The following is a 25951-nucleotide window of genomic DNA, read 5'->3' as shown; positions in this document are numbered from 1 at the left end:
ATGACCTCCCGGCGACCATTGAGTGAACTGCCCTTCGCGGCCGGTGATTTCGTCATCGGCGCTGGCATATTCGAGCCCATCATGTGGAATCTGTCCTCCGCGCGCGGCCGGGCCGCCGCCTTCGCAGCGCTGATCACGGTCGGGGCGGTGACGGCCGGCGACCTCGCCGCCCGCACCTTCCCGTTCGGCCCGCACACCCGCAGCGTGAACGACCTCGGCAACCAGTTCGTCCCGTTCCACGCCCGGCTGTGGGACCTGCTCCACGGGCGGGCGGACGGCGGCGTGCTGCTCGACTGGCAGTCCGGCTACGGGAGCAACGCGCTCACCGACCTCGGCACCTACCTCACGAGCCCGTTCTCGCTGCTGGTCGGCCTCTTCCCGCGGGACGAGATCGACCTGGCCGTGTACGTCGTCACACTGGTCAAGACCGCGGTGGCGGCCGCCGCCATGGCCTGGCTGCTCACCGCCCTCCACCGGGGCGGCGGACGCCGCTGGATGGCGGGCGTGCTCGGCGCCTCGTACGCCCTGTGCGGCTGGTCGGTCACCGAGGCGTCGTACAACCCGATGTGGCTCGACGGGCTGATCGCCTTCCCGCTGCTGTGCCTGGCCGCCGAGTGGGCGCGCACCGGCCGGCGTCCGCTGCTCGGCCCCGTGCTCGTCGCCCTCGCGTGGACCGCCAACTTCTACACCGCCTACATGGCCACCCTGGGCGCGGCACTCGTCCTGGCCACCCGGCTGCTGCTCGACGGCACCGGCGGCCGGGAGCGGATCGGGGCGCTGCTGCGCGCGACACGGACGGTGCTGCTCGGGGTCGGGCTCGCGGCACCGGTCCTCGTCCCGGTGTTCCTCGGCTCGACGCACGCGTACCCGGGCTGGACCAAGGAGTTCGCGCCCGCGCCCTGGACGGACGTGTTCGCCCGGACGCTGCCCGCCACGTACAGCTTCTTCAGCCCGGCCGTCTTCGTGGGCGGTGCGACGCTGCTCCTCGCGTTCGCCCTCGCCTTCCACCGGGCCGCGCCCCGGCGGGAGCGGATGGTGTGGACGGTGCTGACCGCCGCCGTCGCCCTCTCCCTCCAGTGGGGGCCCACCCATCTGCTGTGGCACGCCTTCGCCACCCCGAACGGCAGCCCCTACCGGCAGACCTTCGTCCTCGCGGGCCTCGCCGTGATCACCGCCTGGACCTGCGTCGCCCGCGGCTGGCCGGACCGCCGGGCGCTGGCCGGCGGCACCGCGGCGGTGCTCGCCCTCGCGCTCGGCGCCACCGGCAGCCAACTCGCCGGGCGCGACGCGTACCTGCTCTTCGCGGCGGGCCTCGCCGCCGTCGTCGCCGGACTGCTGCTCGCCGCACGCGGGCGGGCCCTGGTGGTGGCCGCCGTGCTGCTCACCGGCGCCGTGGCGGGCCAGGCGGCGGCCACCACCGCGTACGCCGACCGGGAACGGCCGCTGCGGCTGGACCACTATCCGCAGTGGGGTGCCGGGCACGACGCCCGCGCCGCCGCCGTCGCCGCCGCCGACGGCTGGCCCGCCCACCGCACCGACCCCGGCCGCACCCAGCTCACCGCCAACGACGCGCTGCTGCTCGGCGGGCAGGGCGGCGCGTACTACAGCAGCCACACCGCCGACGTGTGGACCCGCACCCTCTCGGCGCTCGGCGGCGGCTGGACGTCGCGCGGGCGCAGCCTCCAGTCCCTGGACAACCCCGTCACGGACGCCGTGTTCTCGGTCGGCGCCCGGCTGCGCACCGCGCCCGGCGGACAGCCGCTGACCGTCCGCCGGGAGGTGCCGCCGCTGGTGACCGTCCGGCCGGCGGGAGGTGAGCCCGTCTACGGGGACTCGCCGTTCCGCAACCAGGAACTGCTGCTGGGCGCCCGCGTCTACGAACCGGCGGTGGACGGGGTGTGCCGGGCCGGCACCGAGGTCTTCCTGTGGGCGCCCCAGTGGACCGGCACCGCGCGCCTCGGCGACAACCCCGGGGAGCGGCTGCTCGGCGGGGAGCCCCGGCGGCGGGCCGCGCTCACCCCGCTCGGCACGGCCACCGCGCCCGGGACGCCCGTCGTCTACAGCGGCGAGGCGCCCCGGGACGCCGAGATCGGCTGCCTGGACCCGGCCCGGCTCTCCGCCGCCGTGGACGGGCTCCGCCGGACGGGCGCGGTCTCCGTCGAGGTCTCCGCGCACGGGGTGAGGGCCGAACTGCCGCCGGGCAGCACGGGGGTGGCGGTGCTCGCGGCACCGCGGATCGCCGGATGGTCCTGCGACGGGCGCCCGGCGGACGCCCACCTCGGCCTGGTCGCCGTCCCCCTCGACGGCACCCGCACCACGGTGAGCTGCTCCTTCCGCCCTCCGGGGTTGCTCGCGGGGGCGGGAGCGGGGGTGGGGGCGCTGCTCGGGCTGCTCGTCACGGTGGCCGTCGCCCGGCGCCGCGCCTCCGGGCCTGGCCGTGAGGCCGGCTCGGGTGCGGGTGGGAGTGTGCCCGCACCCCCGCTGCGCGCGGGTGTCCTCAATCGCCGGACGGGCTGAGATTCCCGGGCATGGCCGGCCCCGTGAAACCAGCCCCGCCGGCGATGGAGGCGCGGGGTGCGGGGCGGAGCCCCGCCGGACCGGGGCACGGGTCCGGGTCCGGACCCGGGCACAGGTCCGGACCCGGGCACAGGTCCCGACCCGGCCAGGCCCGGGAAACCAACCTCACCGGACCCGGCTGCACGCCGGTGGGCCCGCACGGCCTGCGGCCGTGTCCTCAAGCGCCGGACGGGCTGAAGTGACCCGAACCTCTCCAGCCCCGCCGGCGTTTGAGGCGCGGGGTGCGGGGCGGAGCCCCGCCGGACCGGGGCACGGGTCCGGACCCGGCCGAGCCCGGGGAGCCGACCTCACCGGACCCGGCTCCGCGCCCGTGGCCGCGGCACGGCCTGCGGCCGTGTCCTCAAGCGCCGGACGGGCTGAGATACCCGGGCGTGGCCGGCCCCGTGAAACCAGCCCCGCCGGCGTTACGGGCTGGAGTGGCCCCCAGCACGCATCACGTGCGGAACTGCCGCTGGTGTTCCAGCGCTCGACGGAGCTCCCCCGGGAGGTGGTGGTACGGGCCGTAGGCCAGTTCCGCGTCGTACAGCAGGGAGCGGAACTGGCCGTGGGCCGCCGTGTGGTCGCCCACCGCCAGCAGCAGGTGGCCGATCCGGTGCCGTACCTGGAAGGCGCGGTCGCGGTCGGTGCTCTCGTAGTACGGCAGGACCGCCCGGTACTCGGCCAGCGCGGCGGCGGGTTCGCCGAGCTGCTCCAGGCACTGGGCCGCGTCGTGGCGGAACTGCAGCGTCTGCGGGTCGGCCGGGCCGGCCTCCGCCGTCCGGTCGTCGGCGAGGCGCCGCAGCTCCGGCAGGGCGCGGCGGTACTGGCCGTCGTCCATCAGCGTGGCCGCGTACTGCTTGCGCAGGATCCGCACGACGGGCGACCGCTCGCCGTGTTCGGCGGCGGCGGCCGGGAGTATGCCGCCGAGGACGTCCACGGCCCGGGTGATGCTGCCCTCGCCGAGCAGCCGCTTCACCTCGTCGACCGCGGCGGCGACGTCCGGGCGGGGCGCGGGGACGGCCGGGGGCACGACGGGTGCCGGGGGCTGGCCCACACGGTCCGGCCACGGCGCGTGCGGGCGCACGAAGGGCCGGGTCGGGTCCAGCGGGCCGGTGGGGCCGCCGGGCGACGGCAGCAGGGGGGCCAGCGCCTGGTAGACCTCCTGCGCGCCGGAGGGCCGGTGCTGCGGGTCCTTGGCGAGCAGGTGGAGGACGAGCGCCTCCAGGGGCTCCGGGATCTCGGGGCGGAGCTGCCGCACCGGGAGCGGCGGCTCGTGGAGGTGCCGGTGGAGCACCCCGAGCGCGGTGGAACCGGCGAACGGCACGGTGCCGCTGAGGAGTTCGTGGAGCAGCACGCCGAGGGCGTACAGGTCCGTGTAGGGGCCGACCGCGCCGCCCATCGCCTGCTCGGGGGCCATGTAGGCGGGGCTGCCGATGGGCGAGCCGGTGTGGGTGAGGCGGGTGGTGTCGGTGTCGATCACGGAGGCGACGCCGAGGTCGAGGACGGTGACCGTCCCGTCGGGCTTGACCATGACGTTGCGCGGCTTGAGGTCCCGGTGGACGATCGGCACCGCGTGCACCGCCCCGAGCACGGAACAGAGCTGCGCGGCGATCCCGACGGCCCACTCCCACGGGTAGGGCTCGTGCTCGGCGAGGTGGTCGGCGAGGTCGGCGCCCTCGACGTACTGCATGACGAGGTAGAGGTCGTCGCCGTCGCTGCCCGCGTCGTGCACGGTGACGAGGCCGGGGTGGCAGACCTGGGCCGTCACCCGGCACTCGCGCACGAAGCGGCGGCGCATCTCGTCGGCGGCGGTGGCGGCGGCCATGTGGTCGGGGCGCAGCAGCTTCACGGCGACCCGGCGGTCGAGCCGGCCGTCGTAGGCCGTCCAGACCTGGCCCATGCCGCCCTGTCCGATGAGTGCGGAGAGCTCGTAACGGCCCCCGACGACGCGTCCGTTCACCGGGCGCCGCCCCGGTCCTCGTGCCCGGTGTCCCGGCGGTCGGTGCCGCGCAGCAGGTCGCTCAGCTCGTCGAGTTCGGCGCGGACCTGGTCGATGCGCGGGGTGCCGGGGGGCGGGGTCCGCCCGGGGGGCGGGGTCTGCGCGGACACGGAACCGGGCGCGGGAACGGGCGTGGACCCGGGCGTGGAACCGGGCGGCGGCGTGGGCGCGGAGCCGGGCGGCGGCGTGGGGTGGTGCGCGGGCGCGGGCCCCGCGGATATCGGCGGGGCCACCGGCGGATAGCCGTACGCGGGCGGCGCGGTCTGCCGCGGCGGCGTCGCGTAGGGGCCCGTGAACCGGCCCGCGGTGCCGTACGGGGAGCCGGCCGCCGGCGGTGCGCCCGTGCCCGGGCGGGGCGGCTGGTGGTGGCGGATGTCGGTGACCAGGTAGTGCACGGGGACGCCGATCGCGAGGGCGAACAGGGCGGCGAGGCACACCCAGTCCACGGCCCGCGGGTCCTCCTGCGCCGAGGCCGTCTCCCCCGCGGTGCTGAACTCCCCCATCACCACGAGCGCGGTCACGGCGACGACCAGGGAGACCCAGAACAGCACCCAGTCCATGCGCCTGCCGCGCATGATCGCGATGCGGAGCATCGTGCCCCAGGCCAGCAGTCCGAGGCTGAGCAGCGCGAGCGCCACGAGGACGATGCGCACGACGACGAGCAGCGCTGTCGAAGGGCGCGCGGGCTGCGGCGGCGCGAAGCCGTGGCCGTGCATTCCTGCTCCTGGGGTGCCTGGGGACGCGGCGGACGGGACTGAGGCTGACTGAGGCGGACTGAAGCGTATACACCGACACCGACACCCCGCGGCGGGTTGTACGGAACGGTTGTCCGATACATCACTCCCGCCCGGCCGGAACCGCCGCCCGCCGCCCCGGCACCGGGAGCTCGGCCCGGGCCCCGCCCGGACCCGCGCCCGAATCCGCGCCCGGACCCGCGCCCCGACCCGCATCCGAATCCGCGCCCCGACCCGCGCCCGAATCCGCGCCCGGACCCGCGCCCCGACCCGCGCCCGAATCCGCACCCGGGCGGGGCCCGGCGCCCGGGTCACTCCGGCAGGACGCTCCCGTCGGTGAGGCCGTCGTAGAGGCCCTGCACGAGCTGTTCGCCGAGGCGGCCGGCGAGGCGGAGCGCGTCCTCGAACTCGGCGAGGGCGCGGAAGCGTTCGCCGTAGCGGCGCTGGTCGGCCAGCGGCAGCCGGGGGAGCTGGATCCGGCGGACGTCGAGGCGGGTGGCCGTCGACGCGTAGCTGCTGGCCTGCCGCTGGTTGGCGCTGCCGCGCAGGAACCCGGCGAGGAACCAGGCGTCGAGCGCGGCCGGATCGGGGCGCAGCAGCTGGAGGTTGCGGCCGAGCGCGGCGCCCGCGAGCGCGTCGCAGGCCACCCGGACGACGGTGCCGCTGCCGAGGACGGGCACGACGATGTCGCCCCGCTCGATGAGCACGGCCTCCTCGTCGGGGCCTTCGGGCAGGGTGCCGGTGGCGCCCCGGCCGGCGAGCACGTCCTGCTCGGTCAGCACGGCGGGGGACGATTCGGCACGGGCGGCGCCGGCGCCGCCGGCGCGCAGGACGAGGTCCTGGGCGCGGGCGAGTTCGCCGACGGTGGTGGAGGGCCAGGCGGCGGGTGCGGCGGCCGGCGCGGGGCGGGCCGGGCTCGGGGTGAGGTCGGTGGTGCGGCCGAGGGTGCGGGTGAGCCGCTCGCGGACGCGGGCGAGTTCGTCGGCCCCGCCGGCGGCGGGCGGCGGCAGATGGCGGGCGGGGGCGAGGTCCACGTCGTCGTCGAGGAGTTCGACGACGGGGACGGCGCGGCTGACGCCGGGGTTCTCCTCGACCGTGCCGTGCCGGTCGAACGGCCCCCAGGCGTCGAGCACGGCGGTGCGCAGCGCCCCCCAGTCGAGGCGGTCGCGGCCCGCGGCGGCCGGCTCCGCACCGGCCTGGCCGGCGGCGGTGTCGACGACGAGCAGTCCGGACGCGGGCCGGTCGGTGACGGCGGGCCGGCGCAGCACCCACAGGTGCAGCGGGATGCCGTAGGGCGGCGCGGCTCCGGCCGGGAGGGCGACGACGGCACGCAGCGCGCCGCGGCGCAGCAGCCCGGCCCTGATCCGGCGGCCGGAGCGGCGGGACGCGGCGGCGGGCGGCATCAGCAGCACGGCCGTGCCGCCGGGCCGCAGCCGGGCGAGGGCGTGCTGGACCCAGGCGAGCTCGGATTCGGTGCGGGCCGGGAAGCCGTACTCCCAGCGGGGGTCGTAGGCGAGTTCGTCGTGGCCCCAGTTGCGCTCGTTGAACGGCGGGTGGCAGAGCACCGCGTCGGCGGCGAGGTCGCCGTAGGCATCCGCCCGCAGGGCGTCGCCGGCCTCGGCGCGCACGGTGGCGCCGGTGTGCAGGGCGAGGCGCAGGGCGGTGAGCGCCGCGAGGCCGGGGTCGGCGTCCTGGGCGAGCAGGCGGCCGGGGCGGCGGACGGCCCGCAGCAGCGCGCCGGTGCCGGCGGCCGGGTCGAGCACGGTCCCGCCGTCCGGGACGAGGGCGGCCATCAGCTCGGCGAGGCCGGGCGGGGTGAGGGAGTACTGGCGCGGGTTGGCGTCGAGTTGACGGCCCAGCAGGAACTCGAACGCCTGGCGGGCCCCGATCTCGGCGGCGAGTTCCGCGATGCCGCGCAACAGCGGTACGGCGTCCGCGAGTTCGGCGGCGTCCGGTACGCCGACGACGCCCCGGGCGCCGAACCGCGCGGTGAGCACCTCGTCGAGCGCGCCGGGCAGCACCTCGGCGAGCCGCCGGTCGGAGACGGCGGCCGCCTCCAGCCAGGCGGCGGGCCGGTCGTGGACGAGGAGCAGGACGCCGCCGGCCTGGACGAGGGCGGTGACGCCGCCGCCGGGGTGGGCGGCGAACTGCTGCCAGACCCGCTCCCGCAGCGGGACCTCGGCGAGCTTGCCCTGGTCGCGCAGCCACCGCTCGACGTCCGGCAGGGCGAACGAGGGGCTGGTCTCCGTGCCGCCGACGGGCTTGGGGAAGTCGGCATGCCTGCGGCGCCAGTTGCTCACCGCCGCACGTCCGACACCGGCGAGTCTGGCGATCTGGGCGGCGGTCACCTCCGCCGCGTTCTCCTGCACCCGGATCCCCCTCGGCTGGCCCGATCAGTTGGTCACGCTGCTGTAACGGCGATCCTAGCGACTGCGCGGACAGCACGCTTCACAACGTGAGCAACACTGTAAACCGAGTTCTCGTGTTGACTCGGTTCACAAGCTCTGCTGTTATTGACCCCGCGAAGCACGGATCTTCACGCAGGCTTTACACACTCCACTCGGGGGGAACACCCATGTCTCAGCCCACGCAGTCGCAGTTCGGAGCGCCCTACCCGGGCGGACCGGAGGGCTTCGTGCCCCAGGCGCAGCCGCGCAACGGTCTCGGCACCGCCGGTCTGGTGCTCGGCATCATCGGCCTGGTCGTCGCGGTCATCCCGCTGCTCTTCTGGCTCGGCGGCTTCCTGGGCCTGCTGGCCCTGATCTTCGGCCTGGTGGGCCTCGGCCGCGCCAAGCGCGCCCAGGCCACCAACAAGGGCATCGCGCTCGCCGGCACCATCCTCGGCGGCGTCGCCATCGCCGCGGGCATCGCGATGGGCGTCGTGACCGTCCTCGCCGTCGACAAGGCCGTCGACGAGATCAACAAGTCCGTGGAGAGCGTGGCCACGGAGGACGCCAAGAACCAGGAGCCCGCCGACGCCGCGACCGACGCGGCCGCGGACACCGGCGAGGAGCCGATCGCGGAGGGCGAGATCCTCGCCGGCGGCGACGCGGTGATCTACGACGACAAGCTGACCGTGACGGTCTCCGAGCCGAAGGCCTACACGCCCAGCGAGTTCGCCATCGGCCACACCAAGGGCAACAAGGCGTACCAGGTCACGGTCGTCATCGAGAACGCCGGCAAGGAGAAGTTCGACTCCACGCTGGTGACCGCCGACGCCCGCGCCGGCGAGGACGGTGTCGAGGCCGAGCAGATCTTCGACGACAAGGTCGGCAGCGGCTTCGACGGCAACATCGCCCCCGGCAAGAAGGTCACCGTGACGTACGCCTTCGACGCCCCGGCCGCCGCGAAGACGCTGACCGTCGAGGTCTCCCCCGGCATCATGCACGACGCCACCCAGTGGGAGCTCAAGCTCTGATCCGACGGGATCCCACGGGATCCCCCACGGTCCGGTGCTTCGCGCACCAGCCGCCAGGACACCGCCGCCCGCGGCGGGCGTCCGACGCGGGGCCCCGCCCCGCCCCCCGGGGGGGAGTGTGCAGGCCGTCCACACCGGACGGCCTGCACGCGTGTGTGCGGGCGCCCCGCTCAGAGGCGGTGACGCACCCACACATTGGGCTCGACGTACACCGCGTACCCGCGTTCGGCCTCGACCCGCACCGGCACCAGCGCGCCCGGCACCACGGTCTCGCCGCTCTCCTCGAAGGGCAGGCCGGTCCACCGCCGCCACTCCTCGGTCGACCCGCTCACCGTCATCGACGCCGGCGCCACCTTCTCCACCACACCGCCCGCACGGACGTGGACCCGCAGCCACGGGTCGTACGGCAGGCCGTCCGACTCCCGGGTGCGGCGGGCGTACTCGTGGATCGGGGTGTGCGGCTCCGCCGCCTTGGCGCTCGGCCGCACCGGGGCGATCACCTCACGGAACCCGAGCCGCGCCGCGTTGTCCCGCATCGCCGCCAGCATCAGCGCCGATATGCCCTGCCCCTGGCGGCCGGTGGCCACCGTGATCTCGACGGCGCTCACGGTGTCCGGGGTGCGGCCGTGGCGCAGGTCGGAGAAGGCCCAGAGCATCACCTGGTCCCAGCCGCGGTCCGGCAGCTCCCGCCGCCCGTCGGTGTCCAGGGCCAGCGGGACGCTGAACGCCCGTGCCACCACCTCACCGCCGGGTGCGGTGGCCACGAGGACGTACTCGGGGAGCTCGGCGACGATCCGGCCGATGTTGGCCCAGCCGACCGGGTCCTGGGCGACGAACTCGTCCCAGGTGTCGAGCATCCGCCACAGGGCGTCCTTCAGCCCGGGGCGTTCGGCGAGGGTGGTGATGGTGAGGTCCGATTCCATCGCCGCAGGTTAACGGCCCTTCCGCCGCACCTTGCAACGGTTTTCCGCGCCCTCGGCGGCACCGTTCACGGCACCGCGCCCGCCCATGGCGGCACCTCTCACGACACCGCGCCCACGACGGCACCGGTCACGGCACCGCCGCGGCACCGTTCACGACGGGGGGACGCCGGCGCCGGTGCTACCCGCCGCACTGCGCCAGCATGGTCCGCTTGTCCGGGGCGGTGACCGCCATCTCGTACTTCAGGGCCACCTGCGCGAAGCGCACCGCGTAGGCGCACCGCACCCCCTTGTCGGGCGGCAGCCAGGAGGCGGGGCCGGAGTCCCGCTTGGCGGAGTTGGCCCGGCCCTGGACCGGCAGCAGGTTCAGCGGGTCGTTCGCCAGCCGCCGCCGCTTGGCGTCGTCCCAGCGGGCGGCGCCGAGCTGCCAGGCGTACGACAGCGGGACGACGTGGTCTATCTGCACCTCGGCGGCCTTCGCCTTCTTCCAGGCGATGTCCTTGCCGGTGTACGGGTCGTGCAGCACCATCGAGACGACCACGCAGTCCGAACCGGAGCGGAACTCCACCTCGCTGCCGTGGAGTTTCAGCAGATCGTTGCGGGTGTCGCAGCCGTTCCTGGCCAGGGCGACCCCGTCCGCCGTGTCCAGCCAGGCGTGCCCGAAGGCGTCCCGCTCGTAACCGGTGCGCGGGCCGCGGCCCTTGACCGTCAGGCGCTCCACGAGGGCCCGCGCCTTCTCCCGGTCCGCGCCGGCCGTCACCGCCGCCAGCCCCCGGCCGGTGCCCTCCGGGTTCGCCAGCGGGCTCACGGCGGACGAGGAACCGCCCCGCGCGGGCGGCGCAGATTCCCCGCCGGCCCCGCCGGGCGCGCCGACGCCCGTGACGTCGCAGCCGGCGAGCAGGGCGACGGCCGTCAGCACGGCCCCGGACGTCACATGTCGCTTCACGCGGCGTACGGTACCGGGCCCCCGCCGCCCGCGGGAGCGGCGGGGGCCCGGCCCGGGGCCTTCGTCAGGAGCCGAGCACGGTGGTCAGGAACTCGCCCGTCCAGGCCAGCAGTTCGCGGCCCACCACCGGCTTGCCGCCGATCTTCCCTGCGGTCGGCCGGGGCACCAGGATCTGGTGGACGGCCGGCTTGACGACCGTGCGCGGGTACAGCCGCTTCAGCCGCAGCTCCTGCGACTCGCGCAGTTCCACGGGCGCGAAGCGGATGTTGGGGCCCTGGAGCACGATCTCGCCGACCCCGCAGGCGCGGGCCAGCATCCGCAGGCCCGCCACGAGGAGCAGGTTCTCCACGGGCTCCGGCAGCTTGCCGTAGCGGTCGGTCAGCTCCTCGCGGACCGCCTTGATGTCGTCCTCGGAGGTGGCGGACGCGATCGCCCGGTAGGCCTGGAGCCGCAGCCGCTCGCCGGGCGCGTAGTCGTGCGGGACGTGCGCGTCGACGGGCAGCTCGATCTTGACCTCCAGCGGCGGCTCCTCCTCCACGCCGCCGTCCAGCGAGGCCCGGTAGTCCGCGACGGCCTCGCCGACCATGCGGACGTACAGGTCGAAGCCGACGCCCGCGATGTGGCCGGACTGCTCGCCGCCCAGCAGGTTGCCCGCGCCGCGGATCTCCAGGTCCTTCATGGCGACGTACATGCCGGCGCCCATCTCGGTGTGCTGGGCGATGGTGGCGAGCCGCTCGTGCGCGGTCTCGGTCAGCGGCTTCTCCGGCGGGTAGAGGAAGTAGGCGTAGCCCCGCTCCCGGCCGCGGCCGACACGGCCGCGCAACTGGTGGAGCTGGGAGAGGCCGAAGTTGTCGCCGCGCTCCACGATGAGGGTGTTGGCGTTGGAGATGTCGATGCCGGACTCCACGATCGTCGTCGACACCAGCACGTCGAACTTCTTCTCCCAGAAGTCGACGACGACCTGCTCCAGCGCCGACTCCGACATCTGTCCGTGCGCCGTGGCGATCCGCGCCTCGGGGACGATGTCCCGCAGCCTCGCGGCCGCCCGGTCGATCGACTCCACGCGGTTGTGGATGTAGAAGACCTGGCCCTCGCGCAGCAGTTCGCGCCGCACGGCGGCGCCGATCTGCTTCTCCTCGTACGGGCCGACGAAGGTGAGCACCGGGTGGCGCTCCTCCGGCGGGGTGGTGATCGTGGACATCTCGCGGATGCCGGTGACCGCCATCTCCAGGGTGCGCGGGATGGGGGTGGCCGACATCGTCAGCACGTCGACGTTGGCGCGGAGCTTCTTGAGCTGCTCCTTGTGCTCCACGCCGAAGCGCTGCTCCTCGTCGACGACGACCAGCCCCAGGTCCTTGAACTTCGTCTCCGAGGAGAAGAGGCGGTGGGTGCCGATGACGATGTCGACGGAGCCGTCCCGCAGGCCGTCCAGGGTGGCCCTTGCCTCGGTGTCCGACTGGAAGCGCGACAGCGCCCGGGTGACGACGGGGAACTGGGAGTACCGCTCGGAAAACGTCCCGAAGTGCTGCTGCACCAGCAGCGTGGTGGGGACGAGGACGGCGACCTGCTTGCCGTCCTGGACGGCCTTGAAGGCGGCGCGGACCGCGATCTCGGTCTTGCCGTAGCCGACGTCGCCGCAGATCAGGCGGTCCATCGGGACCGTCTTCTCCATGTCCTCCTTGACCTCGGCGATGGTGGAGAGCTGGTCGGGCGTCTCCGCGTACGGGAAGGCGTCCTCCAGCTCGCGCTGCCAGGGGGTGTCGGGGCCGAAGGCGTGGCCGGGGGCCGCCATCCGGGCCGAGTAGAGCTTGATGAGGTCGGCCGCGATCTCCTTGACGGCCTTCTTCGCCCGGGCCTTGGTCTTCGTCCAGTCGGCGCCGCCGAGGCGGTGCAGGGTGGGCGCCTCGCCGCCGACGTACTTGGTGACCTGTTCGAGCTGGTCGGTCGGGATGTAGAGCCGGTCGCCGGGCTGGCCGCGCTTGGCCGGGGCGTACTCGACGAGCAGGTACTCGCGGGTGGCGCCCTGCACCGTCCGCTGGACCATCTCGATGTAGCGGCCGACGCCGTGCTGCTCGTGGACGATGTAGTCGCCGGCCTCCAGGCTCAGCGGGTCGATCGTCTTGCGGCGCCGGGTCGGCATCCGCTGGCCGTCCTTGCCGGCGGCCTTCTGGCCCGACAGGTCGGTCTCGGTGAGCACGGCGAGCCGCAGCGCCGGGTCGACGAAGCCGTGGTCGATCGAGCCGCAGGCCACATGGACGACGGACGGGGTGATGGCGGTGAGGTCCGCGTCGAGGCGGGCGGCGATGCCCTCGCCGCCGAGCACCTCGACGGTGCGCGACGCGGGGCCGTGGGCCTCGGTGACGAAGACGGTGCGCCAGCCGTCGGCCAGCCAGCCCTTGGTGTCGGCGAGCGCCCGTGCGGTGTCGCCGCGGTAGGACTCCGGGGCGTGCATGCCGAGCTTCACCGTCTCCTCGGACAGTTCCTCGTCGGCGGCGAAGGGCGAGACGGACCACCACATCATGCCGATCTCGCGGGCCCGGTCCCGCACGTCGGCGATCCCCCACAGGGAGGCCGCGCCGACGTCGATCGGGGCCTCGCCGCCGCCCGCGGTCGCCGCCCAGGACGCCTGGAGGAACTCCTGGCTGGTGGCCACGAGGTCGGCGGCCCTGGTCCGTACCCGCTCCGGGTCGCAGACGACGGCCATCGCGCCCTCGGGCAGCACGTCGAGCAGCAGCTCCATGTCGTCGACGAGCACGGGGGCGAGGGACTCCATGCCCTCGACGGCGATGCCCTCGGCGATCTTGCCCAGCAGTTCGCCGAGCTCGGGGTGGGCCTCGGCGAGCCGGGCCGCCCGCTCCCGCACCTCGTCCGTGAGCAGCAGCTCCCGGCACGGCGGCGCCCACAGGCCGTGCTCGGCCACCTCCAGGGAGCGCTGGTCGGCGACCTTGAAGTAGCGGATCTCCTCGACGTCGTCGCCCCAGAACTCCACCCGCAGCGGGTGCTCCTCGGTGGGCGGGAAGACGTCGAGGATGCCGCCGCGTACGGCGAACTCGCCGCGCTTCTCGACCAGTTCGACCCGGGAGTAGGCCGCGGCAGCGAGACCCGCCACGATCTCCTCCAGGTCTGCCTGCTGCCCGGTGCGCAGCGCCACCGGCTCCAGGTCTCCGAGCCCCTTGACCTGGGGCTGGAGCACCGAGCGCACGGGGGCGACGACCACGCTCACCGGCCCGGCGGCCGGGTCGTCGGCCGAGGGGTGCGCCAGCCGGCGCAGCACGGCGAGCCGGCGGCCCACGGTGTCGGAGCGGGGGGAGAGCCGCTCGTGGGGCAGGGTCTCCCAGGACGGGTACTCGACCACGCCCTCGCCGGGCAGCAGCGAGCGGAGCGCGGCGGCCAGGTCCTCGGCCTCCCGGCCGGTGGCGGTGACGGCGAGCACGGTGCGGCCCGCGTCGCGGGCGAGGGCGGCGACGGCGAACGGACGGACGGCGGGCGGGCCGACCAGGTCGACATGGGCGCGGTGGCCGTCCGCGGCCGCCTTGACCGCTTCGGCGAGCGCCGGATCGCGCACGACGGCGTCGAGAAGACCGTGCAGGCTCATGAGGGGCATCCATCCGGGAGCGGGGGGTGGGCGACGCGTCGAGGACGTGGACAACGCGAAGGACCCGACACGTCGCACGGGCCGGGGGTCTCCAGCCTACGACGGCCCTGTGACAGCCGCGCCCCGGTCCCGTCCCCCGGCCGCGCGCCGCGCACCCCGGCGGGCGGGGCGCGGGGCCGGCGGGTGCCGGACGGCGCACGGCCCCGGTCGTCCCGCGAGGGGACGCCCGGGGCCGTGCGCGCCGGCGGCGGGGCCGGACCCCCGTACCGGGTCCGCCGCCGGCGGCGGTGCGGTCAGTCCGTGGCGATGGCGTTCAGGACGTTCATCCGGCCGGCCCGGAAGGCCGGGACCAGGGCGGCGAAGAGTCCGACGAAGGCCGACCCGACGAACACGGTGAGGATCGTGGGCCAGGGGATGTCCAGGACGCCCAGGCCCTCCAGGGCCAGCAGCTTCTGCGCCGAGGTGCCCCAGCCCATGCCGAGCCCGAGGCCGAGCAGGGCGCCGAAGAGGGCGATGACGACCGACTCCAGCCGGATCATGCGGCGGAGCTGGCGGCGCGAGAGGCCGATCGCCCGCATCAGGCCGATCTCCCTGGTCCGCTCGACGACCGACAGGGCGAGGGTGTTCACCACGCCGAGGACGGCGACGATGATCGCGAGCGCCAGCAGGCCGTAGACGATGTTCAGGAGCTGCCCGATCTGGTCCTTCAGGTCCTGCTTGAAGTCGGTCTGGTTCTGCACGCTGTACTGGGGGTAGTCCGCGAGCGACTTCTTGAGGGCGGTGTACGCCTCCTTCTCCTGGCCGTCGGCCGCCTTGGCGAACATGATCATGTTCTGCGGCATCTTGTCGGCCGGGATGTAGCGGGCGGCGGTCGTGATGTTCATGTACATCGCGCCCTTGTCGATGCTCACGTCGTCCGAGGTGATGGCGGCGACCTTCAGGCCGGCCGTCCGCCCGCCCGCGAAGGCGACCTCGATGGTGTCGCCGACCTTCACCCCGTGCCGCTCGGCGTAGCCGTCGCCGACGGACATCGCGTCCTTGCCGTAGGCGGCGGCGAGCTCCCCGGCGACCGTCTCGCGGCGCAGGTCCTCGGCGTACGTCGGGTCGGCGGCGACGAGCTGCTCGTCCTCGGTGACGCCGTCGGGCGCGGTGATCTTCGCGTCGACGCCCTTGTACTCGGTGACGTGGTCGAGGCCCGGCGTGCGCTCCAGGGCCTGCTGCGCCTGGGGCACGATCGGCCCCATGGTGGTGGACTGCACGATGAAGTCCGCGCCCACCGACTTGTCGAGCTCCTCGGTCGCGGAGGCGACCATCGAGGAGCCGACCACCGACAGGCAGGCCACCAGGGCGAGCCCGATCATCAGGGCGGCGCCGGTCGCCCCGGTGCGGCGCGGGTTGCGGAGCGCGTTGCGCTCGGCCATCCGCCCGACCGGGCCGAAGGCCCGCAGGACCACGGCGCTGAGGGCGCGGACCACGACGCCGGCCAGCAGCGGGCCGACCACGACGAAGCCGATCAGCGAGAGCACCACGCCGAGGCCGAGGTACATCGAGCCCTCGCCCGCCTCGTCCGCCCGGGTGGCGGCGAACAGCGCGGCCGCGCCGGCGGCGGTGAGGACCAGGCCGATGCCGCCGCGGATCCATCCCGCCTTACCGTCGGCCGGCATGCCGGAGTCGCGCAGGGCCGCCATCGGCGACACCTTGCCCGCCCGGCGGGCCGGGACGTACGCGGCGAGGACGGTGACGAAGACGCCGAGCACCAGGCCCACCACCGGCGTCGTCCACTTCACGGTGAGGTCGTCGGTGGAGAGGTTCATGCCGACCGCGGACATCATCTCCATCAGCCCGACGGCCAGTCCCACGCCGGCGCCGACACCGGCGACCGATCCGACCAGGCCGAGCAGCAGCGCCTCGATGAGCACGGAGCGGTTGACCTGGCGGCGGCTCGATCCGATGGCGCGCATCAGACCGATCTCCCGGGTGCGCTGGGCGACCAGCATGGAGAAGGTGTTGACGATGAGGAAGATGCCGACGAGGAAGGCGATCCCGGCGAAGCCGAGCATGGCGTACTTCATCACGTCGAGGAAGGAGCCCACCTCCTCGCGGCCGGCGTCCGCGGCCTCCTTCGCGGTCTGGAGCTGGTACGGCTGCTCCAGGGCCGAGGCGATGTTCCGCTTCAGCTCGTCGTCGCCGACCCCCGCGTCGGCGACGACCAGGACCTGGGTGAACACGCCCTCCTTGCCGAGGAGTTCGCGCTGGGCGGTGGCGGTGTCGAAGTAGACGACCGCGGCGCCCGGGTTGGTGACCGTGAACGCGGCGATGCCGGAGATGCGCGCCGTCAGGTCGCCGGTGACGGCGATGGTGCGCAGTTCGTCGCCGAGCTTCAGGCCGTGCTTGTCGGCGGTGTCGGCGTCGACCATCACCTCGGTGGGGCCGCGCGGGGCGTGGCCGGAGGCGATCTTCATCGACTTGAGGTCGTTGGTGGTCCAGTTGGAGGCGATCGTCGGCGCCCCGGTGGTCGACCCCATGTTCTTGTTCTCGGAGTCGACGACGGTGACGCTGAGGCTGGCGACGGCGCCCTCGGCGGACTTCACCCCGTCCACCGCGGCGACCTCGTCGACCAGGGCGGCGGGCAGCGACTCGGGCCGGCCGTTGGCCGGCATGTCGTCCACCTCGGTGTCCTCGGGGCTGACGGTGACGTCGGCGGATGAGGTGGCGAACAGCTTGTCGAAGGTGGTGTTCATGGTGTCGGTGAACACCAGCGTGCCGGAGACGAAGGCGACGGACAGCAGCACGGCCACCGCCGAGAGGGCCATCCGGCCCTTGTGCGCGAAGAAGTTGCGCAGGGAGGACTTGAGCACGGTCATGACGTACGCCCCCGGGCGTCGAAGTCCTTCATGCGGTCGAGGACGGCCTCGGCGGTCGGCCGGAGCATCTCGTCGACGATGCGGCCGTCGGCGAGGTAGAGCACCCGGTCCGCGTAGGAGGCGGCGACCGGGTCGTGGGTGACCATGACGATGGTCTGGCCCAGTTCGTCGACGGAGCGGCGCAGGAAGCCGAGGACCTCGGCGCCGGCGCGGGAGTCCAGGTTGCCGGTGGGCTCGTCGCCGAAGATGATCTCCGGCCGGGCGGCGAGGGCGCGGGCCACCGCGACGCGCTGCTGCTGGCCGCCGGAGAGCTGGGTCGGCCGGTGCTTCAGGCGGTCGGAGAGGCCGACCGTCTCGACGACCCGGTTCAGCCACGCGGCGTCCGGCCTGCGGCCGGCGATGTCCATGGGGAGCGTGATGTTCTCCAGGGCGTTGAGCGTCGGCAGCAGGTTGAACGCCTGGAAGATGAAGCCGATGCGGTCCCGGCGGAGCTGGGTGAGCTTCTTGTCCTTCAGGCCGGTGATCTCCGTCTCGTCGATGAAGATCTGGCCCGAGGTGACGGTGTCGAGGCCGGCCAGGCAGTGCATCAGCGTCGACTTGCCGGAGCCGGACGGCCCCATGATCGCGGTGAACCGGCCGCGGTCGATGTCCACGTCGACGTGGTCGAGCGCGACGACCCGGGTCTCGCCGGAGCCGTAGGCCTTCACGACCTGCCGTCCCCGTGCGGCCACGGCCTGGCGCCCTCCGGTTTCCCCGTGTGCGGGGGTGGTCACAGCCGTAGTCACGGTAGGTCTCCTCATCGGGAATTGAGCTGACGGTCCATCGGATGCGGGGGCGAGGGCGCCGCCGCGGTCACACGTCGAGTCTTCCGGCCGGGGGCGCCCGGCGCGCTGGTGCGCGGCGCAGTCTTGGTGCGGGGGTTTACCCCACCCCCGGTGGTGGTGCGGGGCCCGGCGCCGGCCGTAAGACCAAGGTAAGGACGGGGCGGCCCCCTTCTCGTCGTCCGCCCGGACGAACGAACCCTGGTCACAGATGAGGAGTTGCCCCTAGGGGCTCTCCGCCTGTGGGGGGAGGGCCGCTACACCGGGAGTGCACCCTCCCGCGGCGTCGGCCTCAAGTGAGAAGGTGTCCCCCAGAAATAGATGCATCGGGAAATGATCCGGGGGGCGTCATGGGAAGCACCGGCCGCGCGCAGGGCGTGTCCGACACCGCGCCGGCCCCCGCACCTCCGGACGGCCGGCGTCCGGTGGTCGCGGCGCTGATGCTCGGCATGGGGCTGGCGGCACTCGACGGCACGGTGGTGTCGACGGCCGTGCCGCAGATCGTCGGCGACCTGGGCGGCTTCGCCGTCTTCTCCTGGCTGTTCTCGGGCTATCTGCTGGCCGTCACCGTCACGCTGCCCGTCTACGGCAAGCTGTCCGACACCTACGGCCGCAAGCCCGTCCTCGTCGCCGGGATCGTGCTGTTCCTCGTCGGCTCGCTGCTGTGCGCCTTCGCCTGGAACATGGCCTCGCTCATCGCCTTCCGGGTCGTCCAGGGGCTGGGCGGCGGGGCGCTCCAGGGCACGGTGCAGACGATCGCCGCCGACCTCTACCCGCTGAAGGAACGTCCCCGCATCCAGGCCCGGCTGTCCACGGTGTGGGCGGTGTCGGCGGTCGCGGGCCCGGCGGTCGGCGGGCTGCTGGCGGCGTACGCGGACTGGCGGTGGATCTTCCTCATCAACCTGCCGGTCGGGGCGGTCGCGCTCTGGCTCGTCGTCAGGTACTTCACGGAACCGGCCCGTCCGGAGCCCGCCGCCCGCGCCCGGGTGGACTGGCCCGGCGCGCTGCTCGTCTTCCTGGCCACCGCCCTGCTGCTGACCGCCCTCGTCCAGGGCGGTATCGCCTGGCCCTGGCTCTCGGCACCATCCCTGGCGCTGCTCGGCGCCAGTGCGGTCCTGATCGCCGCGACCGTGGCGGTCGAACGCCGGGCCGCCGAGCCGGTCATCCCCGGCTGGGTGTGGCGCCGCCGCACCATCGCCGCGGTCAATCTGGCACTGGGCGCGCTCGGTCTGCTGATGGTGGCGCCGACCGTCTTCCTGCCGACCTACGCCCAGTCGGTGCTGGGCCTCGGGCCGATCGCCGCGGGCTTCGTGCTGTCGGTCATGACGCTGAGCTGGCCGGTCAGCGCCGCGCTGTCGAACCACGTCTACAACCGGATCGGCTTCCGGTGGACGGCGATCATCGGGATCGGCTGCGCCATGCTGATCCTGGCCGCCTTCCCGCTGCTGCCGTACCCGGGCGCGGCCTGGCAGCCGGCGCTGCTGATGCTGCTGCTCGGCGCGGCGCTCGGCCTGTTCCAGCTGCCGCTGATCGTCGGCGTGCAGTCCACGGTCGGCTGGTCCGAACGCGGCACGACGACGGCCTCGGTGCTCTTCTGCCGCCAGGTCGGCCAGTCGCTGGGCGCGGCCCTGTTCGGCGCGGTCGCCAACGCCGTCCTGCTCTCCCGTCTCGGCGGCGGCGACCTCGACTCCGTCTCCCGCGCCCTGGACGGGTCCGGCGGGTCGGCCGCCGCCGACACCCTGCGGCGCGCGGTGGACGCCGCCGTGGACCACGTCTACACGGGCGCGGCCGTGGCGGCCGGCCTGGCGCTGCTGGTGCTGCTGTTCGTCGCCCCGAAGCGCTTCCCGGTCCGCACGGACGAGGACTGAGCGCCCGGGAGCCCCGGGCCGGCCCCTCGGGGGCTCCCGCACAGGATCGTCACCGAACCGACATACCGTACGGTCGGTAACCCCTTACGACATCCGCTACCGGTGAGTAACGTACGCGGACCACCAGCGCCACCCGCCCCGTCCCCGATGGGCGGCAAGGAGCAGCACGATGTCGTACCACCACGCGTTCCCCGAACCACCCGCTCCCCCACGCCCCCGGCCCGACGGCCGGCACCGGCAGCCCGGGCCCGGCCCGTACCAGGACACCCACCCGGACCCGTACGGCCAGTACGGCTTCGCCGGGACACCGTTCGACGACGGCCGGGACCACGGCGACCACCGGGAGCGGCCCGCGGCCCCCGGGGCCGGCGACCGCCAGGAGATCCGCCGGCTCGGCTCCGCCTACCGCCGGCTGCGCCGCGTCGCCACCCTCACCGCGCTCGGCTACTTCGTGCTCTACCTCTTCCTCTCCGGCTACGCGCCCGGCCTGATGACCGGCCGGATCAGCGGCGGGCTCACCACCGGCGTCCTGCTGGGCCTCGTCCAGCTCCCCGTCGCGCTCGCCGCCATCGCCGTCTACGAGCGGATCGCGCGCCGCCGCGTCGACCCGCTCGCCACGGCCGTCCGGGAGCGCGCCGAGGCCGCCGCCACCGCCGCCCCCCGCGGACGGCGCCACCCCGCGGGAGGTGCGCGCGCGTGAACGGCTTCGACTCCGACGCCCAGACCATGTCGCTGATCGCGTTCATCGCCGTCATCACCGTCACGCTGCTGCTCTGCGTGATGACCGGCCCCGACCGCGACGACCTCGGCGAGTTCTACACCGGCTACCGCTCGCTCTCCCCGGTGCAGAGCGGGCTCGCCATCGCGGGCGACTACATCTCCGCCGGCACCGTGCTCGGCACCATCGGCATCATCGCCCTGCTCGGCTACGACGGGCTCTCGCTCGCCCTGAGCACCGTGCTCTCCCTCGTGCTGATGATGTTCCTGCTCGCCGAACCCCTGCGGAACGCGGGCCGGTTCACCATGGGCGACGTCCTCACCCGGCGCACCCCCGGCCCGGCCGTGCGGATCACCTCGGCCGCCGTCACGCTCACCGCGCTGCTGCCGCTGGTCGTCTTCCAGCTCGCCGGCGCGGGCGACCTGCTCGCCGTCGTCCTCGGCTTCCACGCCGACGGGTTCAAGACCGGCTCGATCGTCTTCCTCGGCCTGCTGATGATCGCCTACGCGGCCATCGGCGGCATGAAGGGCACCGCGTTCATCCAGATCGTGAAGACCGTGGTGCTGCTCGGCGCCTCCACCGCCGTCGCGGTGCTCCTGCTGGAACGCTTCGACTTCAGCCTGGGCGGCCTGCTGGCCGCCGCCGAGCGCGGCAGCGGCGCGGGCGACGCCTACCTCACCGCCGGCCTCCAGTTCGGCGGCGACCAGACGGACATGATCAGCGCCCAGCTCACGGTGGTGCTCGGCGCCGCGGTGCTGCCCCACATCACGATGCGCATGTTCACCGCCCGCAGCGCACGGGCCGTGCGCCGGTCCATGTCATGGGCGGTGTCGACCGTCGTGGTGACCTGCCTGCTGCTCGCCGTCATCGGCTTCGGCGCCGCCGCCGTCGTCGGCCACCAGGGGCTCGTCGCCGCCGACCCGCAGGGCAAGAGCGCCTTCCTGCTGGTCACCCAGGCCCTCCTCGGCCAGGAGCCGGGGCCGCTGGGCTCGCTGCTCTTCACGGGCGTGGCGACCGCGGTCTTCCTCACCCTGCTCGCCTCCGTCGCCGGGATCACCCTGGCCTGCGCCAACAGCCTCGCCCACGACCTCGTCGCCCACGGGCTGCGCAGGGTGCGGCCGAGCCACGCGACGGAGATGGCGGTGGCGCGCGCCGCCGCCGCGGGCGTCGGGCTCGTCGCCCTCGCCGTCGCGGCCGGCGCCCGGCACCTCAACCTCCAGGCGCTGCTGATGCTGTCGTTCTGCGTCGGCGCCTCCGCGGTCGCCCCCGCACTGGTCTACAGCCTGTTCTGGCGCCGGTACGCGCGCACCGGGCTCCTGGCCACCCTGATCACCGGCACCGTCTCGGCGCTGGTGCTGATGACCGGCACCGACCTGGTCTCCGGCTCGCCGCAGGCCGTCTTCCCCGAGGCGGACTTCAACTGGTTCCCGTTCACCACGACCGGGCTCGTCTCCGTCCCCCTCGGCTTCGCCGCGGGCTGGCTCGGCACCGTGCTCTCCGAACGCCGCGGCGCCGCCGGCGCGGAGGCCCTGCGGTACGAGGAGGTCGAGCCCGTCCTGCTGGCGGGCGCGCCGGCCGCCGACCGGACGGCCTGACGCCCGACACGACGGGGGCGCCCCGCGGGAGATCCGGATCTCCCGCGGGGCGCCCCCGTCGTGACGCGCGCTCAGCGGCGGCGGCTCACAGCAGCCCGTCCCACATCTGCTCCAGCAGGACCGACCACCAGCTCTCCGGCGACGCCAGCGCCGCCGGGTCGAGCGCGGCGAGCTGGGCCTGGAAGTCGACCGTCCAGCGGCCGGCCTGCTCCGGCGTCAGCCCGTACCGCAGCCGCCACATCCGGCCCAGCAGCGCCATGCAGCGCACGAACTCCGGCAGCCCGGTGTTCACGAACTGCGGCGCCACCGGCTGCCCGCCGGGACCGGCCTCCACCGGCACCGCGACGATGTGCGCCGTCCCGTACTGCACACAGATCGCCCGGCCGAAGTCGCTGCCGAGCACCAGGTAGGAACCGGCGTCCGCGGCCGGCTGCACCTGCCGCTGCGCCGCCAGCTCCGCGAGCGTCGGCACCACCGGCTGGGCAGGCTGCGCCCAGAAGAACGGGTTGAAGTCACCCGGCAGACCGGCCCACACCAGGGTCGCCGCCACGATCTCCGGCACCCCCTGACGCGACACCGCCCGCTGGTCGAAGCGGCACAGCCCCTGCGGGCCGAACGCCCCGAGCAGCTCCTGCGCCACGCCCTCCGGCGGCAGCGGCGGCGCGGGCGGCACCTGGGGAAGGGGCGCGCGTACCGGAGCGGGCCGGGCGGGCCCGTCCGCCACCTGGTGCAACTCGCCCTGGTGGGCGAGCAGTTGCTGCATGCCCTGCTGGCGCGACGCATGGTCGGTGCCGTACGGGGCGATCGAGGTGATCCGTGCCTGGGGCAGCGTCTCGCGGATCATCCGCACGCAGTACGCCCCCGGCAGCTCGCACGACTCCAGCTCCGTGTGCAGCTCCAGCACCTGCTGCGGCGGCACGTTCAGCGCGCGCAGCTCGTGCAGGATCTGCCACTCGGGGTGCGGCGTGCCGGGTGCCGAGCGGCGGATGAGCTGGGCCTCGGAACCGTCGGGCGCGCGGTAGCGCAGCACCGCCTGGTAGCCGGGGCCCACCGTCGGCACGCCGGAGGGCTGCTGCGGATAGCCGTAGGCGGGCGGCTGCCCGGGGTGCGGCGCGTTCGGCACCGGGCCGGGGGGACCGGGCGGCTGCGGCGCACCCGGACCCATCTGGGCCGGACCGGCGAGCATCGTCGCCGCGTGGTGCACCCCGCCGGCGGGCGGCGGCGTCGCACCGGGCGGCGGCGTGGAGCCGGGCGCCGGCGGCGGACCGGGAGGACCGGGCGGCTGCGGCGCACCCGGACCCGCACCGAGCTGGCTCGGATCGGCCAGCATCGTCGCGGCGTGGCTGACCCCGCCGCCGGGCGGCGGCGTGGAGCCGGGCGCCGGCGGCGGACCGGGAGGACCGGGCGGCTGCGGCGCACCCGGACCCGCACCGAGCTGGCTCGGATCCGCCAGCATCGTCGCGGCGTGGTGCACCCCGCCGGGCGGCGGCGTCGCACCGGGGGCGGCGGCGGACCGGGCGGCGGTGTGGAACCGGGCGCGGGCGGCGGCCCTGGCGGACCGGACTGCGGCACGAGCTGCGTCGGCAGGTAGCCGCCCGCCGGAGCGCCGGGCGCACCCGGGCCGGAGGCGGGCGGCGGGGTGGCACCCGGGGGCGCGCGCCGGGGGTGCCGGGCGCACCGGGCGGCGGCGGGGGCGTCGCCCCGCCCGACGCGGGCCGCGCGCCGCGCGGCGGCCGCACGGCCTTGCTCGTCGCCGCGTCCGCGATGTCCGCGTTGCCCCGGGGTGTCAGCCCGGGCGGCGGCGTGGCGTCGGCGGTGGGCGCGTCGGGCGGCGGCGTCCCCGCGCCGAGCGCCGGGGACACGGTGGTGCGCGGCAGCGCGCTGCCGCCCGACATCAGTGCCGTGGGAGCGTCGGCGCTCACCGACGGCGGCGGGGGCGCGTCGGGGTTCAGCGGCGGCGCGAAGACCGTCGCGGGCAGCGGCACGGAGGCGTCGCCCCCGTCCCCGGCGCTGGTGTCCGTCCATCCCGTGCGGCCCGACGGCGTGGCGGGCACACCGTCGGAGGCGGTCGGCTCGTGGTCGTCGGCGCCCGCGTCCGGCCACACCGGCGCCGCGCCCGCACCGGAGTCGCCCGCGGCGGGCCACGGCGTCGCCGAAGCGGCGGCGGCCGAAGGCGAACCCGCGGCAGGGGTCGCGGCGGCCGGAGCCGGAGCGGCCGGAGAAACGGCGGCGGGGGCCGGAGCCGGGTCGCCCGACGGCGCGCCCGCGCCGTCCGTGGCGGACTGCCCCGCCAGGGACCGGTCCCGCCGGTCGGGGATGCCCAGCCGGTCGGCGGCCTCCTGGAGCCACTCCGGCGGACTCAGCAGGAACGACGTCTGGTTGAGGTCGATCCGCTCCGGCGCCTCGCCCGCAGCGGGAGCGGCCTGCGCCGCCCGCGCGCCGTACTCCTCCTCGTAGCGGCGGATCACCTCACCGACCGGCAGCCCGGGCCACAGCGTGGCCTCGCCGCTGTCCCGGGCGATCACCAGCCGCTGCTGCCCGCCGTCCGAACGCGCACCGCCCTCGCGGTCCTCGGCCCAGACCACGAAGCCCAGGTCGAACTCGCGCACCCGCACCTCACGGTGCTGATACGCCGGCACCTCGCCGTTCACCCACTCCTCGGCGCGCTCCTGCGCCTGCGCGAATGTCACCATCCCACTCTCACCCCTCGCCCGGAACGGGAACCGGCACGGCGTGCGCGAAGCCGCCGTCCACCATCAGATTCGCCACGGTCTCCAGCTCGGGGGGATTGCCCGCCAGCCGCTGGAGGAAGGCGTCGAAGTCCGCGCCGCACGGCAGCAGCAGCCGCTCCACCCGCTCCTGGACGCTCAGACCGTCCCGGTCACGGGCGTCGTCGTAGGCGCAGAACCAGACCGAGCCGATGTCGGAACCCCGCACCTTCACCGCGAGGATCCCGCCCTGGGCGAACGCGACGCCCAGGTAGTCCTTGGTGAGGTGGTCGCGCAGGCACTTGTTCACGTACACCAGGTCGTTGACCGCGGCCTCGTCCCGCACCGTGAAGAAGGGCTGGTCCACCAGGATCCCCAGCTCGGCGTCGAGTGCCGCGCCCACCGGCGCGCAGCCGCCCGCCGCCTTCAGGAAGGTGCGGTACGCCCCGGGCAGCCGGTACCCCAGGTCCTCCTCGACACCCAGCAGCTGCTGCTCGGTGACCGCCACCGCGTGCCGCGGCAGCCGGAAGTGCGCCGGACGCGTCTCCTGCAGCGGACGGGTGCCGCGCTTGGACTGGTCCACCGGGGCCGTCACCAGCCCGCCGTGATGACGCAGCAGCGCCTTCACCTCGACCGGCACCAGCTCCATCCGCCGCGTGCCCGGCACGTGGTGCCAGGTCCAGCCGTGCGGAGTGGCGACGGCGGACACCGTGTCCCACAGGGGGTGGCCCTCCGCGTGCAGGGCCGCGTTCGCCGACACGTAGTCGGTCAGCCGCAGCTCGTCGACACCGAAGCCCTCCGGGGGCTCGGCGATCTCCGCCGCCGCACGGGCGTACGGCGAGAAGTCCGGGAACCCGTGGTCGTCCATCCGCACACCCCGCGGGTGGCGAGCGGCCCTCACCGGGTCCGGGAAGTGCACGAGCTGCCCGGCGTAGGCCGCGTTCGGTGGCGCGGTACGCGCGCCGGCCCCGGGGCCCGTGGCTGCCCCCAGGCCCTGCCGACCTGTCGTCATGGCGTTTTGCCCCCTGTGGCGTCTGGCTGGTTCAGCACAGCCTATGCGGTACGGCAAGAGGGGCCCCTGGCGCTCCGCTTCCGTAACGAACAGTCACTTTCGAGTGACCCAACGCCCATCTGGCGACACGTTTCAGCGACCCAGCTTCCCCCCGTGCCGTCCCATTTGGCAGGCTGTTCCCTCGCATCCTCGGGGGA

Annotated in this window: 14 protein-coding genes and 1 pseudogene; 5 read left to right on the top strand and 10 right to left on the bottom strand. The window is 74.7% G+C overall.

Features of this window, described 5'->3' with window-relative positions; genetic code table 11:
• Nucleotides 1-81: 81 nt before the first annotated feature.
• A complete protein-coding gene (locus JE024_RS20870; RefSeq protein ID WP_205375045.1) occupies nucleotides 82-2517 on the top strand; it encodes a YfhO family protein in 2436 nt (811 codons plus the stop codon).
• Nucleotides 2518-3010: 493 nt separating this feature from the next.
• On the opposite strand, the gene JE024_RS20865 is transcribed toward JE024_RS20870, so the two are convergent.
• From JE024_RS20865 to JE024_RS20855, 3 genes are all read right to left on the bottom strand, one after another.
• Nucleotides 3011-4516 carry a serine/threonine-protein kinase gene (locus JE024_RS20865; protein ID WP_205375044.1) on the bottom strand — a complete coding sequence of 502 codons (1506 nt, stop codon included), beginning with the start codon at nucleotides 4514-4516 and terminating at the stop codon, nucleotides 3011-3013.
• Complete coding sequence (locus JE024_RS20860; RefSeq protein WP_205375043.1) at nucleotides 4513-5271, bottom strand: hypothetical protein; 759 nt, start codon at nucleotides 5269-5271, stop codon at nucleotides 4513-4515. Before JE024_RS20860 ends, JE024_RS20865 begins: the two co-directional genes overlap by 4 nt.
• Nucleotides 5272-5600: 329 nt before the next feature.
• Complete coding sequence (locus tag JE024_RS20855; RefSeq protein ID WP_205375042.1) at nucleotides 5601-7658, bottom strand: N-6 DNA methylase; 2058 nt, start codon at nucleotides 7656-7658, stop codon at nucleotides 5601-5603.
• Between the two features lie 206 nt (nucleotides 7659-7864).
• Between JE024_RS20855 and JE024_RS20850 the strand changes: the two genes are divergently transcribed.
• Nucleotides 7865-8707 (top strand): DUF4190 domain-containing protein, encoded by an 843-nt coding sequence (locus tag JE024_RS20850; protein WP_205375041.1) that lies wholly within the window; start codon nucleotides 7865-7867, stop codon nucleotides 8705-8707.
• Between the two features lie 170 nt (nucleotides 8708-8877).
• On the opposite strand, the gene JE024_RS20845 is transcribed toward JE024_RS20850, so the two are convergent.
• The 5 genes from JE024_RS20845 to JE024_RS20825 all read right to left on the bottom strand — a co-directional run bounded on the left by JE024_RS20845 (nucleotide 8878) and on the right by JE024_RS20825 (nucleotide 17817).
• Nucleotides 8878-9630, bottom strand: a complete 753-nt coding sequence (locus tag JE024_RS20845; RefSeq protein ID WP_205375040.1) for an N-acetyltransferase — start codon at nucleotides 9628-9630, stop codon at nucleotides 8878-8880.
• Between the two features lie 178 nt (nucleotides 9631-9808).
• The gene (locus JE024_RS20840) at nucleotides 9809-10573 is read right to left on the bottom strand and encodes an HNH endonuclease family protein (RefSeq protein WP_205375039.1); all 765 of its coding nucleotides are present in this window, start codon (nucleotides 10571-10573) and stop codon (nucleotides 9809-9811) included.
• Nucleotides 10574-10637: 64 nt separating this feature from the next.
• The gene (gene mfd / locus JE024_RS20835; RefSeq protein ID WP_205375038.1) at nucleotides 10638-14168 is read right to left on the bottom strand and encodes a transcription-repair coupling factor; all 3531 of its coding nucleotides are present in this window, start codon (nucleotides 14166-14168) and stop codon (nucleotides 10638-10640) included.
• 293 nt (nucleotides 14169-14461) lie between these two features.
• Nucleotides 14462-17032, bottom strand: coding sequence for an ABC transporter permease (locus tag JE024_RS20830; RefSeq protein ID WP_205375037.1), 2571 nt, complete (start codon nucleotides 17030-17032; stop codon nucleotides 14462-14464).
• Nucleotides 17029-17817 carry an ABC transporter ATP-binding protein gene (locus JE024_RS20825; protein ID WP_205375036.1) on the bottom strand — a complete coding sequence of 263 codons (789 nt, stop codon included), beginning with the start codon at nucleotides 17815-17817 and terminating at the stop codon, nucleotides 17029-17031. The genes JE024_RS20830 and JE024_RS20825 overlap by 4 nt, the downstream gene beginning before the upstream one ends.
• Nucleotides 17818-18203: 386 nt before the next feature.
• On the opposite strand from JE024_RS20825, the gene JE024_RS20820 reads away from it, so the two are divergent.
• From JE024_RS20820 to JE024_RS20810, 3 genes are all read left to right on the top strand, one after another.
• A complete protein-coding gene (locus JE024_RS20820; protein ID WP_205375035.1) occupies nucleotides 18204-19721 on the top strand; it encodes an MFS transporter in 1518 nt (505 codons plus the stop codon).
• Nucleotides 19722-19890: 169 nt separating this feature from the next.
• On the top strand, nucleotides 19891-20421 hold the full coding sequence (locus JE024_RS20815) for a DUF485 domain-containing protein (protein ID WP_205375034.1): 531 nt from the start codon (nucleotides 19891-19893) through the stop codon (nucleotides 20419-20421).
• Nucleotides 20418-22034, top strand: a complete 1617-nt coding sequence (locus JE024_RS20810) for a sodium/solute symporter (RefSeq protein WP_372449820.1) — start codon at nucleotides 20418-20420, stop codon at nucleotides 22032-22034. Before JE024_RS20815 ends, JE024_RS20810 begins: the two co-directional genes overlap by 4 nt.
• A gap of 85 nt (nucleotides 22035-22119) precedes the next feature.
• On the opposite strand, the pseudogene JE024_RS20805 reads toward JE024_RS20810, so the two are convergent.
• Nucleotides 22120-24727 (bottom strand): annotated as a pseudogene (locus JE024_RS20805) (SUKH-4 family immunity protein).
• Between the two features lie 7 nt (nucleotides 24728-24734).
• On the bottom strand, nucleotides 24735-25754 hold the full coding sequence (locus tag JE024_RS20800; protein ID WP_205375033.1) for an SMI1/KNR4 family protein: 1020 nt from the start codon (nucleotides 25752-25754) through the stop codon (nucleotides 24735-24737).
• Between the last annotated feature and the right edge of the window lie 197 nt (nucleotides 25755-25951).

Source organism: Streptomyces zhihengii (assembly GCF_016919245.1).
Taxonomy (GTDB): domain Bacteria; phylum Actinomycetota; class Actinomycetes; order Streptomycetales; family Streptomycetaceae; genus Streptomyces; species Streptomyces zhihengii.
The sequence above is the reverse complement of the archived record's forward strand: the minus strand, read 5'-3'. Positions and strand labels throughout refer to the sequence as shown.